Raw genomic sequence first — 13479 nt, forward strand, 5'->3', positions numbered from 1 at the left:
ACAAGAACCCAATTCGGAGCAATTCCGAATCCAATCCCATTCGGTGAAGGATGGATCAAAGGTGACCCATATCCACCACGCGAGGCATACGTTCCCGCCGCCGACCACGCTCCGCCGCCCTCGTGTATCGAGGTCGGCGCCACCGCGCAGCTCCGGCCCGTGCCCAGCGCACATCGCGACGACAGCGCTACGCACACAGCGATCGAGGGCTGCGCAACCACTCGGGGAGAACTCCCCCCGGACCAGCGTGCGCACCATCCGTACGGGGCGACACCGACCTGCCCCGAGTCACTCGCGGCTCCCCGCGCGTGGAACTGCCGTATGCCGCCTGCGTCTTCGCGGCGCGCATGGGTGGGTGCGCGGCGTCGGCTACGTCGAGGCGAGTGGTCGGCGCGGGGCAACCCCCATGCCCGCTCGCCGGGTCCGCGCGGGGCAGGCGCCCCTGAACAAGGCATCCACCACACATCCCTGCGGTTGCGTGCGCCCGGTCGGCGCAGTTCCCGTCTCCGCCTGATCCGTGAGGAACGGACACCATGTATGTGAACTTTCGCCCGCCAGGTCGGCGGTCACGCGGCGCGACCGGGCTGGCCGTCGCCACCGTCGCCACTGCCGGCGTGCTGGGGCTGCTCAGCTCATACGGCCAGGCCTCGCACGCCTCGTCCACCGCGGCCGGCGCCATCACACCCGGTCCGGGGCAGCACCAGATGGCAGGGATGCCCGGTGCTACGGGGCCGGAAAACAGGGAGGGCACCGTTCTCGGCGCCTCGCCGATGCCCGGCATGACCATGCCCATGAGTCCCTCAAGCACACGGGCGGCGGACGTGCCGGTGAGCGGGAACGCCGTGGCGATCAAGAACTTCGCATTCTCCCCGGCCACGCTGAAGGTCAAAGCGGGCACGACGGTGACCTGGACCAACCAGGACAGCGACGCCCACACCGTCACCAGCGCCGGATCGGGCGGCCCCTTGCATTCGGCTGCCCTGGGCACCCACGCCACCTACAGCTACACGTTCACCAAGCCCGGCACCTACGCCTACCTCTGCACCATCCATCCGTTCATGACCGCCACCGTGGAGGTGACCTGATGTCCGACTACTACGACAGTCACGACGCGCTACCGGCCGACGACACCGGTCAGCCCGAAACCGAGCACGGTATGACTCGACGTCAACTCATGCGGCACGCAGGATGGTTCGGCGGCGCAGTGGTGCTGACCGTGGCCGGCGGAGAGGTGATCAGCCACATCGCGGACTCCCGGGACATCCATGCCGGGACCGCCGCAGCTTCCGTCGGGGCTGCCACAGAGGCAAGCGGCGCGCTGCGGTTCGTGCAGGTCTCGGACAGTCATATCGGGTTCCAGGGCCCGGCGAACATGGACGTGGCCGGCTCGTTCACCGAAGCGATCAACCAGGTCAACTCACTCGGATTCAGGCCGGACTTCGTCATGCACAGCGGCGACCTGACCCACCTTTCCACGGCCGGGCAGTTCGACCAGGTCAAGCAGATGATGACCGGAATGAAGACGGACCGCGTCTTCACCGTACCTGGCGAGCACGACTCCATCGGCGATGCGGGCCGCGCCTACCGGCGGACCTTCGGCATGGGCACGCTCGGCGATGGCTGGTACAGCTTCGACACCCACGGCGTGCACTTCATCGCCCTGGTCAACACCCTGAGCCTGGAGAAGCTCGGCCATCTCGGCAACGCGCAGATCGACTTCGTGCGCAAGGACATCGCTGGGCTGTCGTCGGACACACCCATCGTGGTCTTCAGCCACATCCCGCTGTTCGCCATGTACCCGAAGTGGGGCTGGAGCACCGACGACGCCCTCAAGGTCATCGCCCTCCTGCGCCGCTTCTCCTCCGTCACCTGCCTCAACGGGCATGTCCACCAGCTGTTCACCAAGACGGACGGCAACATCACCTTCCACTCCGCCACCACCACGGCCTACCCCCTGCCCGAACCGGGTCGCGCCCCCGCCCCAACGCCCCAGGTCGTCCCTGCCCGGCAGCTCAAAGACGCACTCGGCATCCGCAGCGTCGGCTACCGCCAAGGCGACCGCGAACTGGCCATCAAGGACCAGAGACTGGCATGAGCACCCAAAGATTCCTCGCCCCCGCCTTGCGGTCGGCGACCGCCGCAACCCTCGCCGCCAGCGGATACATCCACGCCCAGCTCTACGTCGACGGGTACCGCTTCATCCACGTCATCGGCCCCCTGTTCCTGCTCCAGGCCGGCGCATCCCTCGCCCTCGCTGCCCTGCTGCTGATCGGGACACCACCCCTGCTGCTGAGGATCGCCGCGGCAGGCGTTGCCCTTGGCGCCCTCGGCGGCTTCACCGCTTCGCGCACCGTAGGCGCGTTCGGATTCACCGAGCACGGTCTGCAGCCAGCACCACAAGCCGCCCTCAGCGTCCTCGCCGAAACGGGCACGCTGCTGCTCCTCGCCGTCTGGCAGGTGACTGTGACCAGACAACACCGCGTGGTCCGACCACCCTTCAGTACGCCCACCCGGGACCGGGCGCGCCTCAAACGGGGGTCGCCCACCTGCTGACTTCCTTCGACCGCTGGGAGTCAGTGTTTGAAGGAGTCCTTGGACTTCTCTTTCGCGCCCCGCATCTTGCCCCGCGCTTCGAGAGCGGCACCCTTTGCCGCGAGGGTGTCTTTGTGCACCGCGTGGGCCATCTTCCGCACGATCTTTCCTACAACCTGCTCGGCCTCTGCTTTGGCCTTCTCTCCGGTACTCATCTCAGCACCTCCGCACTCAGGGGCCGAGTGCCCTTGAGGCAGGAGGGAAACCCCGTGAGCGGATCGTCGCGTGGCAACGCTGCGCAGGCCAGCCGATACTCCCGGTGAACACCTACTTCGCCGCCCGGCCTCCGGTCCTCACATCCCGGCCATACCGCCACCAGTGAGGCCCGGAGCCAGCTCCGGGACCCAGAAGACGGCGACGGCCAGGGCGATCGACACGATCCCCACGACACGGGCCACGAGGTGGCCGGCCGGAGCCAGCTTCTCGGCGGTGATCACGCCGGTCAGGACCACCATGGCCCACAGGTTCATCACACCGAACGCCGCCAGCAGCACCATCAGCGACCAACAGCAGCCCAGGCAGAACGACCCGTGGTGGGCTCCGGCACGCAGATCGCGCGAGGGCCCCGGGTACGAGCCGTAGCGCAGCATCATCCCGATCGGCGAGCGGCACCTCGCCAGGCAGCGGTCTTTGAGGGGCGTGAGCTGGTAGACGCCGTTGAGGGCGAAGATGGCCGCGGCCACTGCGGTCCCCGCCACGGAGGGAAGGCCCGCAGCCCGGCCCAGCCCGGAGGCCAGCGCGTACGCCGGCAGCCCGGCAGCAGCCCAGACGAGCAGGTAGGCGACGGTGAAGGCGACCATGCGTGGCGCCCGGTGCACAGTGATGGTGCGTGCGTACAGCGCGGCGACGGGCGCCGTGGCGGGCAGCATCATCGCAGCGATCATCAGCGTCCACACGGCCAGGAAAGCGGGCAGGGCCAGGCCCATGGTGCCCGGCATCCCCGGCATGCTGCCGCGGCGCGTCACCAACCAGACCCAGGCGGCGGCCGCCGCGACCAGCAGCAGTCCGGCGGGGCCCGCCGTGCGGCGGACGGTGACCAGCCGACCGGTCACGTGGACCACGTAAAGGGCGCAGAGTGTCCGTTGCTGCCGGAGAAGTCCCAGGACCTGCCGTACACGCCGTCGCCCGTCGCCCGGATGGACCGCGCGATGGTCAACGTGCTGTTCACCGGGTGGAACATACCGGTCAGGCCCATGACCGGGCCGTCCTCGCCGAACTGTGGGGCAACCTGGTCCTCGATCTCGATGTCGATGGCGTCGCCGATCCGCGCCGCGTGATGGCGGCCGTCATCGCGGTAGTCGATGGGGGCGCGCTCCACGCCGAGGACCTCGCCGATGAGCGGAGTGAGCGCCGCCATCGGCCCGCCGGCTTGGCCGGAGAAGACCTTGCCCAGCGCCTCGGCCTGGCCGTCGTCGGCCGAAGCGTCGACGTACAGCGCCACCTGCCAGCCGCCGTCGGCCATCACTCGGGGCGCGTCGATGAAGACGGCGACGCTGCGGTCGGAGACGTCCACGCCGTCCACGTTCCCGCTGTCCACGTGGAACGCGAAGGTCACCTGGCAGCGTTCGTGGTCGGCCGGTGCGGTGAGGCCCGAGGTGGTGCAGGGGCACACCACGTCGCAGTTGCAGCTCTCCAGATACGTGCCGTTCAGATTCCAGGGCATGGCTCTTGGCCTCCCTCTTCTACGTCCCCCACGCCGAAGGGAGCGCATCGGGAGAGTCCGTTCCGTCCCGGTGCCGCTCCCGTCCAGGCTATTCCCGATGACCCCCGTCGCGCAGATCCGCTGCCGGCAGCGCTCACCGTCCTTGCCGAGCGTAAGGCCGCACCGGTGGTCAGATCTTCGGAGCGACACGGTACCGATTTGGATGAGCATGAAGTCGAGGAGACGTTCGGGCCCCAGAAGCCGTCGCCGTTGCCGATGAGTATGCGCCCGGTGAGAGGGCCGGTTACACCTATGAGAACGAGATCGCTGCAGCCACGTTCGATGGCGTGCAGGAAGAGGTGACCCTCGCGTGTGGGACGGTAGGCCCGGCTGAATCCTCTTGTGCCAGTGCCGGCAGCTCCGGGGTTCATCGTGAACAGGCTGCAGCCTTCCAGCGGGATCAGTCCGTAGTACGGGGACGCACCACTGCTACCCATGTTCGTGACGAAGTCTCGATAAGGCTGTGGGAGTTCCACGTCATGCTCGGCCTCGAAGGCGTCTACCCGTTGTGTGGGCAGGCAGGGGCCGAGACGAAATTCGTGCCGCTCTTCGCCGAAGGAATGGCTTCGACCGGGCGTGTAGGGAATGCGTGCCAGCTTGCGTCGCAGCCGCGGGATGCGGGAGTCCATGCGAGCTCTTCTCCCGTGTTGCCCGCAATCTATCGCGCGGCGCGGGAGATCAACCTGCGAGCAGGACTCGCTTCCGCAGTAGCTGGATGCCTGCCCGGCCGAACACCGGGCGCTTGAGCATCTTGATCCGGTTGACGTGGCGTTCGAGGGCGAGCTCCAACGGGGAACCCCTGGCCTGGGGAACCTTTCGCGCCGGGCCCACGTCTTCCTGCGCGACCCCAACCACACGCCCCAGGAGAACAGACCGTGGCCGACCAGGACGTAGAGCAGACCGACGAGCGGGGTTACAGCCCAAAGCCCTGGTGGGCGGACCTCGGGACGTGGGGGGCTGTTGCAGTGATCGCCTTCGGGGGTCTCGCGGCAGTGTGGGCCTATTTCCGGCTGCCCGGCACCCCGGACGAGTCGGCGTCCGGCTACTACGGCGCCGCCAAGCTCATCGCCATCGGCCTGGTGACTGTGGGATGCACCTTGCTGGGCCGCCGTCGCGCCCGGGCCGCAGCCATCGAGGAGACGAAGGAGCGGCAACGCGTCTGACACCACCGTCCGGTGAGCAACGTCAGATGGTGGCGACTTCCTGAACCCCGCAAGGGCTCTCGTACGTTCATGATGCCCAGCTCCGACATGACAGCCGGGTTCCCGAAACGGCCCCGTGTCCCGCTTCGTACGCCATGCGGGGCCCGTTTCGCCAACACGTGGACACGGCCACCGAGCATCGCTCCGGACGGGACAGCCGCGCCGCTTCTTCCAGGTCGGCCTGCCACGTCATGCCAGGATCCGCCACCCGGGATCTGCCCCCGCGCGGGCCACCTCCGCGTCGTACTCGTTGGCGTCGAAGTCGAATTCCGGCAGTCGGCCATCCCCGTGAGGAACCTGCCAGCCCGACCACTGGACGACGTTCCCCATCCGCTGCACGACCACGGAGAGGAAGCCGCAGCACTCCCCGGTGCACTCCGGCTCGCCCAACTGCACACGGCGGGGCTCCGATGTCGCCCGCAGCGGGCTGGGGAGCCCGATGGGCAACGCTTCCGCTGCCAGAGGCCCACGGCCCCCAGGGCCAACCGCCTGCTCCACTACGTCCTCGCCGTTGACCCAGAAACGCAGTTGGGCAGGGAAACGCGGTCCCGGTGGCAGCACCGTGATCTCCAACCGATCGAACATCAAGCCACCTTATGGCCACCCGCTGAACATCCCGACAGTGAGGGCGCCGGCGCCCACTGCCACCCCGGTGCCATGCGTGTCTCCCTGGCGATGGCACCGGACCACACTGCCCGATGATCCGGTCATCTGCGATCCCGAAAAGAATCCCCAGTCCGATGCAACCTGGCTCCGCGCCCGTGCGTAGAGGAGGCGATGACCACACTTATCTTGAGAGGGGAAGTCATGTACGTGGAGCGTTCTGCCAGTTGGACCGCTGGCCGTCTCAGCGTCGCTGTTGCGGCACGTGTTGCCCGTGACTCCGCAGTTGGGAGGCCGGCATGAGCGGGATTTCGGTCCGGGGTTTCGCGGTGGCTTCGGCCACGGCGGTCACCGCTGTGGGCGCCGTTACTGGTGTCGCCTCAAGCAACACCGGCCAGCCCGGAAGCGAGGCCGAGGCGACGGCAGGGGACACGACGCTTCTCGCTGACATTCCGGCGGGCCAGCAGGCTCAGGTGCAGACCGCGTCCCTGACACGGCAGGCCGACGTACAGGCCATCGCCGCCGACGCGAGCGCCAAGAAGGTTGCTGAGGAGTCGGCTCGCAAGCAGGCCGCCGCCGATGCGGTGGCCAAGCAGAATGTCGCGCGGAAGGCTGCGCAAAAGGCCGAAGCCGAAGCCAAGGAGCGCAAGCAGCGCCAGGCGGGCCGGGAGACGGCTAGCCGCTCCGCCTCTCGCGAGACCTCCGGCTTCCCGGTCCGCAGCTCCTACACCGTCGCGCAGGTCCAGGCGATGGCGCGTCAGATCGTGGGCGCGGGCCAGTTCCAGTGTTTCAGCAACATCGTGGACCACGAGTCCACCTGGAACTATCGGGCGGCCAACCCGTCGGGCGCCTACGGTCTCGTCCAGGCATACCCCGCCTCCAAGATGTCGAGTGTGGGCGCCGACTGGCGGACCAGCCCGGCCACGCAGATCAAGTGGGGCCTGAACTACATGAACCAGCAGTATGGCGGCCCCTGCGGGGCGTGGGCGTTCTGGCAGGTCCATCACTCGTACTGAGTTGTCCGTCTGTTCGAGCGCGACCGCTCATTCTCTCGGAGCCCCGCACCGCCTTTGTGGTGAGGGGCTCCGATGCGTGGTGTCAGCGGGCGATCCTGCCATCGGTGAACTGCGCGCCTCGGAAGCTGACTGTGCTGCCGGAGAAGTGCGCCTGGCTGAAATCGATGTTGCTGCCAGGGAACGCAGGACGGGACCGGTCTCGCTTGAGGCCTGGCCTGTCCGGGGCGCAGTGCTCAGCCGCTGTGAGGCTCACGGCGTGTCAGGCGGTGGATCGCGGGTGGACAAGGTGAGGGTGATGGACGGACCTCACGAGAAAGGGGCGAGAGATGCCTGAAGTCACCACCGCGTACGCGACCGGCACGCCGTGTTGGGTCGATCTGATGGCGAAGGACCAGCAGGCCGCGCTGGACTTCTATCGTGACCTGCTCGGCTGGCAAGGCCAGCCAGGTCCGGCCGAGTTCGGCGGGTACGCGGTCTGCGAACTGCAGGGCAAGGCGATGGCCGGCATCGGTCCGGCGATGGCCCCCGAGGGGATGCCGGAACCGCCGACCGTCTGGACCAGCTACCTGGCCAGCACCGACGCCCAGGCCACCCAGGACCAGATCGTCAGTGCGGGCGGCACCCTGCTGGCCCCGGTGATGGATGTCGGCACCCTCGGCCGGATGCTCATCGCCTCCGACCCGCAGGGCGCGGTGTTCGGTGTCTGGCAGCCCGGCGAGTTCTTCGGCGCGCGATTGGTCAACGAGGCAGGCGCGCTGACCTGGAACGAGCTGCACACCAGCGACGTGCCCGCCGCCACCGCCTTCTACGGCGAGGCGTTCGGCATCGAGATCGAGCCGCTGGAGGGCGCGGACTCGTACTGGGAGCTGCGGGTCGGCGGCCGCGCGGTCGGCGGCGTCACGCTGCTCGCCAACGACCCGCCGGGCACCCCAGCGCACTGGCTGACCTACTTCGCGGTCGACGACGTCGACTCCACCGTGGACGCCCTGGTCAAGCGCAACGGCTCGGTCCTTGCCCCGCCGTTCGACATGATGGCCGGCCGTATGACGGTGGTCGCCGACCCGCAGGGCGCCCCGTTCGCGATGATCAAGCCGACCCCGCTGTAGACCGCACCGCACGGCACCTAATCCACCATGCGTTCCGCGTCGTCCGGAACCCAGGGAAAGGGGACCTGGGGCCATCGTATGGAGGCCCACGCGTCGACATCGACAGCGAGAACAGCGTCGATGAAGGCCTGCGGCGGCTGATAGCCGTGGGTGGTGATGTAGTGCGTGATGAGGAACGGAGCGGCGTAGGCGATGCCGGACTCACCCGGGATCCGTACCTCGCCGTTCCCCTCAGGACCCTCTTCCGCAGGACACAGGTCGCACTCGTGTACCCCCAGGCACACGTTCATCCACTGGACTCGCTGCACAGCGTTCAGCTTCTCCATGAATGCCGCGGGTACCACTCCCGCCGTGAATGGCTTGCCGGCCTCCAGCCACCCGATGTTGAGGCGGGCGTACGCCGGGCGGTACCAGAGCCCGTGGAAGCCCGACTCCATGTCGGTGAACGAGTCATTGTCCAGGTAGTCGTACTCGCTGAGATCTTCGTAGAACATCCGCACATCATCGCCTCACCCAGTCGAAGATCGACCCGCATTTCTCCGGAACACCTAGATCTCCGTGACTCAGGTCATCTCGCAGTAATCGTTGAGGAGTTGTCCGACCTGTGGACGGCTGTCGAAGAGGGGCGACGCTTCCCGTGCCGGCGCGCGATGAGAATCAACCTGTTCAGGTGGTTTCGGCTTATGATCGGCGTTTCGTCTCGCTTTGGCTGTCACCCTTGGAGTAACGGGATTTCTCTCCGGCTCGGGGGCCGACATGACACTCACGGTTGTCTTCGCAGGGACAAAGCCCATCACCGCACCCGGCCTGGGGGAGGGGTACGCCGTCTGGTCGTACACCGTCCAGCCGGGTACCCCGCCGGAGCTACCGGTGGGCGAACGCCTCGCGTTCGCCCTGCCCTCCGGGCTCGACCTCAAGGACCCCCGGCTGTTCCCCGGCGTTCCGGAACTGGCGGACATGTTCTTACAGGTGGACGCGGCCGCCAGCCGTCAGTACGCGGGGCGGGTGATCGCCCAGCCCGGGCCGCAGACCGTGGCGTTCGTCGGTCCGGACGTGCGGGGCACCTGCGAGGCGATGCTCGTCCGGCGCGCGGCCGCGGCCACCTCGTGGACAGCGCTGACGTTCGCCGTCGGCCCGCCGCCGGCCGGCCCGGCCAACATCGTCCAGATCATCACCTCACCCCCGCTCCGCACCGGGCCGCCGGTGACCAACGGTCGCCCCGTGACGGACTTCGCCGGCACGCTGCCGTACGCCACCGAGCTGTCGGGGTGTACCAGCCGCTGGCCGGCTGGCTGGGCCGCAGCAGCGCCCAGGTCCGGCCGACCCTGGAGTCCGCGCCCCAGGAATTGCTTCCAGCCGCCGCAGGGCTGCTGTCACCGGTCGGGCTGGTGAATCTGTTCCGGGAGTACTTCTTCGAGTTCGACACCTTCCTGGGCGCTCCGGCCGGGCACATCTGGATCAGTCCCGGGGGCACGGTCGAGGTCGTCGAGAGCACCCGGCGGACCCTGGTGGAGCGGACGGCCGAGCAGTCGCAGGAGGACTCCCGCAAGGTGGAGGAGAGCCTCACCCAGCAGGACGACGTGGCCGACGCCGTCAAGGAGGACAACGCCAACGACACCAAGCTCGGCGTCACCGCGAGCGGCGGCGGCAGCCTGGGGGTCTACCACGCCGAGGCCAGCGCGAGCTTCAGCACCCAGAGCACGCGCAAGACCTCGGCGGAGACCACGCACAAGCGCTCCCGCATCCAGACCTCCAAGGTCACCAGCGAGATCAAGCGGAACTTCAAGACCACCTTCAAGACGGTGACCGAGACCACCGACACCACCAGCCGCCGCTATGTCGTGCAGAACACCACCAGTCAGCTCGTCAACTACGAACTGCGCCGCAAGATGCGCAAGGTCGGGGTCCAGCTGCAGCACATCGGCACCCGGCTGAGCTGGCAGGTGTTCCTGGAGGCGCCGGGTCGTGAGCTGGGGCTGGGCGATCTCGTCCATGTCATCCCGCCGCCGGACCTGACCTCGGTCCAGAAGCCGGACGTCGTCCCCTACCCGGCGGCGCGGCAGGAGACGTACCACCTGTCGGTGCCCTTCGTCCTCTACCAGGGCGCCGATCACGACGCGAACAACACCTACCAGACCTCCGACGAGAACCAGGACCACGGCATCTTCCGGCCGGACGTCGGCGCCAACGACATCGTCCAGTTCAGGTTCGACTACCCGCTGCCGCCGCCCCCGGACGGCTTCCGGCTCAGCCGGATCGGCGCCCTGGACTTCCACGGCGCGCAGGTCCGCTACCTCACCGACTCACCCGACCTGGGCACCAACCCCGACCCCGTGGCCAACAAGCTCGCCCTGCGCCTGACCTACGCGAACTGGGGCGGCCAGCGCTCCATGCCCTTCGACGCGGTCATGGTCTACGAACCGACCAGCGAGGCCAAGGCCGCCATCGACAAGGCCAACGCCCAGGCGCAGGGCGCCTACCAGAACCAGCTGACCGCGCTGCGCCGACAGGCCTACGGAAACGCCGTACGCGAGCGGCTCAAGCTGGCCGCCGGGATCGGACCGCGCCCTTCGGACGACCTGCGCGCCGAGGAACGGCAGACGGTATACGGGAAGCTGGTGCGCCGACTGGAGCTGACCACCGATCCACACCTGGACTCCGAGCTGATCCGGCAGATCTTCGACGTGGACGAGATGCTCTACTTCGCCGTGCCGGAGTACTGGCGCCAACTGCCCGCGGGCACCGACCCCGACACCGCCACCACCCCCGGCGAGTTCTCCCTGGGACGCTATCCCGTACCCCCGGCGCCGGATCCCTCGGCGGCCACCAACCCGGCGCACCCGCTCGCAGGGCAGACCGTCGCGAGTTGGTACAGCAACACCGACACGGACAACGCCTGGGACGCGCAGCACCACGCCACGCCCGAGTGGCGGGTCGACTACCTGATCACCGAGGACACCCGGCCCGCCCCGATGGGCAGTTCGCTGGGCTGGCTGATCCAGCTGGACGGCGACGAACGCCGCAACGAGTTCCTCAACGCCGCCTGGGCCAAGGCGGTGCTGCCCGTCCGGCCCGGCCATGAACTCGACGCCCTGGCCTGGCTCGCCCAGGCCCAGGTCGAGGGCGAGGCGGGGCTGGACCAGCCGTATCCCTTCCAGCCGGGAGACCCGGCCGAGTACCAGGGCAAGACACTGGGCCAGGTCCTGACCCTGCTGGCCAAGGAACTACAGACGAGTAACGGCGACATCGCCAACGCCCTCGCGACCGAGACGGTCTTCGAGCACGGCTTCGACCCGCTCGACGGCGGCTTCCGGCCCGCCCAGCCCTATCAGATCTTCGACCAGTGGACCGAGGTCCTGCCGACCGACCAGGTCGTCGCCGTGCAGGTCCAGTACGACCCGCGAACCGGCCAGCAACTGCCGCCGCAGGCGTAGGGCGGCCAGGCACATGGGCTGGCAGATCGTCGTCAAGGGCCGGGATGTTCTCGGCCATCCGGTGAACGTCACATCGGTGAAGGCCGCCTTCACCCCGAACGAGAAGGCGCCGCAACTGACGCCGCCGCACTTCGAGATGCTCAGGGGCTGGGTCGTCGACGCGGACGTCACCACCCCGCGGGACGGCATTCCGACCGACGGGGGAGGCTTCGGCAGGATCGAACTGACGCTCACCGCCACCGGTTTCGCCCCGGTGTCGGTGAGCCTGGCACCGCAGACCTTCCCCGACCCGTGGCAGTGGAACAACGGGGCGTGCACGGCCGTTTCCGGCCTGAGCATCGTCGACCTGACCGCCACCTTCCTCCGGATCAGCGGCGCGCCGCCCGCCACCGTGTCCGACGGCGAACTGCTCAACGCCGCCCGGAACCGCAAGACCCGTGCCGTCACAGGGGTCCGTCCCCGCGGCTGGCTGGGCGAGCTGCCGCCCCGTGGCGAACCCCAGCCGCGGCGCCGGACGCTCACCGGCCTCCAGCACATCCACCTGCCGGAGCCGCACCTGCTGGGGGACCCCAGTCGCAAGGCCTTCGACCGGTTCCGTACCGTCCCCAAAGACGGCGACCCGGGGAAGTCGGGGCGCTTTCTGTGGGTGGAATGGGGGGACTCGGACGCCCGTGCCTTCGCCGAACGTCGCCGCTTCCTGGTCGCCGTCTGGGCGCCCTTTCCCCGGCTCGCGGGAAAGGGCCTGCCGGAGGAGACCGACTTCGTCCTCTGGTTCGCGCCGACCACGGCCAAAGTGCCCTTCACCGACGCCGACTATCCCTACGGCGTGTTGATCGACGCCACCAACCTGCCGTTTCAGCCGTACGCCGATCTGGCCTACCGTCATCTCTTCAGCCAGCACCACTTGGCCGCCCAACTCCTGGCCGCGGGCCGGCAGGCCGTCCTGGTCATGCCGATCGCCGCCGCCGGAGACCTCGGCCCGTTCGCGTCCACCAGCGGCTGGCAGCGTTTCCTGCTGGAGCTGTCCACGCACCTCGCGACCACGCAGATGTTCCCCCAGGACATGCCCATCAAGCCGCCGCGGCCGCCCCGCGTCGGCCGCATCGTGGTCGCCGCCTTCAGCAGCGGCGGCACCATCGCCACCATGCTCCTGACCCACGGGACGAAACTGCCAGACAAGCTCCCCGACCCCGCTTGGGGCGCCGGGCCCGGGGCCGACACGGACTTTCACACCCGTTTCGCCGAGTTCTGGGACCTGGACACCTCTTTCACCGACCTCCCGAAAGGCGCGTTCGAGAGACGCCGTGGCACCGAGGCGGCCTGGCTCGCCGACGGCGGCGGCCGCAGGCGGCTGCGCTTCTACCACTCGGTGACCACCATCGGCGGCTGGCTTCCGGACTCCTCGACCGAGGCCGATCCCGGCTTCCGCAAGCTCCTCGAATCGGGCCGACGTGTCGGCTCCAGGGCCGTGACGCCAAGCGGCGACTGGGCCGAGCAGTGGGAGGACGGCTCCCCCAACTGGACGATCGTCCTGTTCTCCGACAACAACTCCGCCGTCACCACCACCACCGGCTACCTCGGTGGCCCCGGCGGCATCGACCCCCCGTCCGGAGCCGGCCACGAGGTCATACCCCAGCTCGCCTTCGGCCACGCCGCCTCACTGAGCACGCCGGCCGCACCCAGCCCTCCCTCAAACTGAAGCGACAGCGTTCCAGGACGCGGCCTAGGTCCTGTCGTCAAATCCCCGCCTGCCCTGCGACGCCATGCACGCTCCCCCAAGCTCTTCGAGCAGGGGGGACCCCCACTCGCCGCACCGGGCCCCGG

At 68.6% G+C, this 13479-nt stretch carries 13 protein-coding genes; 8 read left to right on the forward strand and 5 right to left on the reverse strand.

The window, feature by feature from the left end:
- The first annotated feature begins 791 nt into the window (after positions 1 to 791).
- Genes IPZ69_RS26710 through IPZ69_RS26720 form a run of 3 tightly spaced genes read left to right on the forward strand, consistent with a single transcriptional unit; the run spans position 792 to position 2553 of the window.
- Positions 792 to 1085 (forward strand): plastocyanin/azurin family copper-binding protein, encoded by a 294-nt coding sequence (locus IPZ69_RS26710; RefSeq protein WP_235457054.1) that lies wholly within the window; start codon positions 792 to 794, stop codon positions 1083 to 1085.
- Positions 1085 to 2095: a metallophosphoesterase family protein gene (locus IPZ69_RS26715; protein WP_235457055.1), complete on the forward strand. Its 1011-nt coding sequence runs from the start codon at positions 1085 to 1087 to the stop codon at positions 2093 to 2095. Before IPZ69_RS26710 ends, IPZ69_RS26715 begins: the two co-directional genes overlap by 1 nt.
- Entirely contained in the window at positions 2092 to 2553 is a 462-nt protein-coding gene (locus tag IPZ69_RS26720) for a hypothetical protein (protein WP_235457056.1), read from the forward strand. The genes IPZ69_RS26715 and IPZ69_RS26720 overlap by 4 nt, the downstream gene beginning before the upstream one ends.
- Before the next feature lie 20 nt (positions 2554 to 2573).
- Here the strand turns inward: IPZ69_RS26720 and IPZ69_RS26725 are convergent, their stop codons facing one another.
- The 3 genes from IPZ69_RS26725 to IPZ69_RS26735 form a co-directional block, all read right to left on the reverse strand.
- Positions 2574 to 2747, reverse strand: a complete 174-nt coding sequence (locus IPZ69_RS26725) for a hypothetical protein (protein WP_235457057.1) — start codon at positions 2745 to 2747, stop codon at positions 2574 to 2576.
- Between the two features lie 138 nt (positions 2748 to 2885).
- Positions 2886 to 3644, reverse strand: a complete 759-nt coding sequence (locus tag IPZ69_RS26730) for a DUF2182 domain-containing protein (protein WP_235457058.1) — start codon at positions 3642 to 3644, stop codon at positions 2886 to 2888.
- Positions 3641 to 4255: a DUF1326 domain-containing protein gene (locus IPZ69_RS26735; protein WP_235457059.1), complete on the reverse strand. Its 615-nt coding sequence runs from the start codon at positions 4253 to 4255 to the stop codon at positions 3641 to 3643. The genes IPZ69_RS26730 and IPZ69_RS26735 overlap by 4 nt, the downstream gene beginning before the upstream one ends.
- Before the next feature lie 914 nt (positions 4256 to 5169).
- Here IPZ69_RS26735 and IPZ69_RS26740 point away from each other — a divergent pair.
- Entirely contained in the window at positions 5170 to 5457 is a 288-nt protein-coding gene (locus IPZ69_RS26740) for a hypothetical protein (RefSeq protein ID WP_235457060.1), read from the forward strand.
- Positions 5458 to 5685: 228 nt separating this feature from the next.
- On the opposite strand, the gene IPZ69_RS26745 is transcribed toward IPZ69_RS26740, so the two are convergent.
- Positions 5686 to 5892: a hypothetical protein gene (locus tag IPZ69_RS26745; protein ID WP_235457061.1), complete on the reverse strand. Its 207-nt coding sequence runs from the start codon at positions 5890 to 5892 to the stop codon at positions 5686 to 5688.
- A 506-nt stretch (positions 5893 to 6398) separates the two neighbouring features.
- Between IPZ69_RS26745 and IPZ69_RS26750 the strand changes: the two genes are divergently transcribed.
- Both IPZ69_RS26750 and IPZ69_RS26755 read left to right on the forward strand, forming a co-directional pair.
- Positions 6399 to 7115 carry a transglycosylase SLT domain-containing protein gene (locus IPZ69_RS26750; protein ID WP_235457062.1) on the forward strand — a complete coding sequence of 239 codons (717 nt, stop codon included), beginning with the start codon at positions 6399 to 6401 and terminating at the stop codon, positions 7113 to 7115.
- A 326-nt stretch (positions 7116 to 7441) separates the two neighbouring features.
- Positions 7442 to 8221: a VOC family protein gene (locus IPZ69_RS26755; RefSeq protein ID WP_235457063.1), complete on the forward strand. Its 780-nt coding sequence runs from the start codon at positions 7442 to 7444 to the stop codon at positions 8219 to 8221.
- Between the two features lie 17 nt (positions 8222 to 8238).
- On the opposite strand, the gene IPZ69_RS26760 is transcribed toward IPZ69_RS26755, so the two are convergent.
- Positions 8239 to 8715, reverse strand: a complete 477-nt coding sequence (locus IPZ69_RS26760; RefSeq protein WP_235457064.1) for a DUF7919 family protein — start codon at positions 8713 to 8715, stop codon at positions 8239 to 8241.
- Positions 8716 to 9489: 774 nt separating this feature from the next.
- On the opposite strand from IPZ69_RS26760, the gene IPZ69_RS26765 reads away from it, so the two are divergent.
- Complete coding sequence (locus IPZ69_RS26765) at positions 9490 to 11655, forward strand: hypothetical protein (protein ID WP_235457065.1); 2166 nt, start codon at positions 9490 to 9492, stop codon at positions 11653 to 11655.
- Positions 11656 to 11668: 13 nt separating this feature from the next.
- A complete protein-coding gene (locus IPZ69_RS26770; RefSeq protein ID WP_235457066.1) occupies positions 11669 to 13354 on the forward strand; it encodes a hypothetical protein in 1686 nt (561 codons plus the stop codon).
- Positions 13355 to 13479: the final 125 nt, after the last annotated feature.

The organism is Streptomyces olivochromogenes, assembly GCF_021538895.1.
GTDB lineage: Bacteria > Actinomycetota > Actinomycetes > Streptomycetales > Streptomycetaceae > Streptomyces > Streptomyces olivochromogenes_A.

Excerpts from the sequence above, each read along its gene's own strand:
- IPZ69_RS26710 (WP_235457054.1), top strand. The coding sequence starts at position 792 with ATGAGTCCCTCAAGCACACGGGCGGCGGACGTGCCGGTGAGCGGGAAC.
- IPZ69_RS26715 (WP_235457055.1), top strand. The coding sequence starts at position 1,085 with ATGTCCGACTACTACGACAGTCACGACGCGCTACCGGCCGACGACACC.
- IPZ69_RS26720 (WP_235457056.1), top strand. The coding sequence starts at position 2,092 with ATGAGCACCCAAAGATTCCTCGCCCCCGCCTTGCGGTCGGCGACCGCC.
- IPZ69_RS26725 (WP_235457057.1), bottom strand. The coding sequence starts at position 2,747 with ATGAGTACCGGAGAGAAGGCCAAAGCAGAGGCCGAGCAGGTTGTAGGA.
- IPZ69_RS26735 (WP_235457059.1), bottom strand. The coding sequence starts at position 4,255 with ATGCCCTGGAATCTGAACGGCACGTATCTGGAGAGCTGCAACTGCGAC.
- IPZ69_RS26750 (WP_235457062.1), top strand. The coding sequence starts at position 6,399 with ATGAGCGGGATTTCGGTCCGGGGTTTCGCGGTGGCTTCGGCCACGGCG.
- IPZ69_RS26755 (WP_235457063.1), top strand. The coding sequence starts at position 7,442 with ATGCCTGAAGTCACCACCGCGTACGCGACCGGCACGCCGTGTTGGGTC.
- IPZ69_RS26760 (WP_235457064.1), bottom strand. The coding sequence starts at position 8,715 with ATGTTCTACGAAGATCTCAGCGAGTACGACTACCTGGACAATGACTCG.
- IPZ69_RS26770 (WP_235457066.1), top strand. The coding sequence starts at position 11,669 with ATGGGCTGGCAGATCGTCGTCAAGGGCCGGGATGTTCTCGGCCATCCG.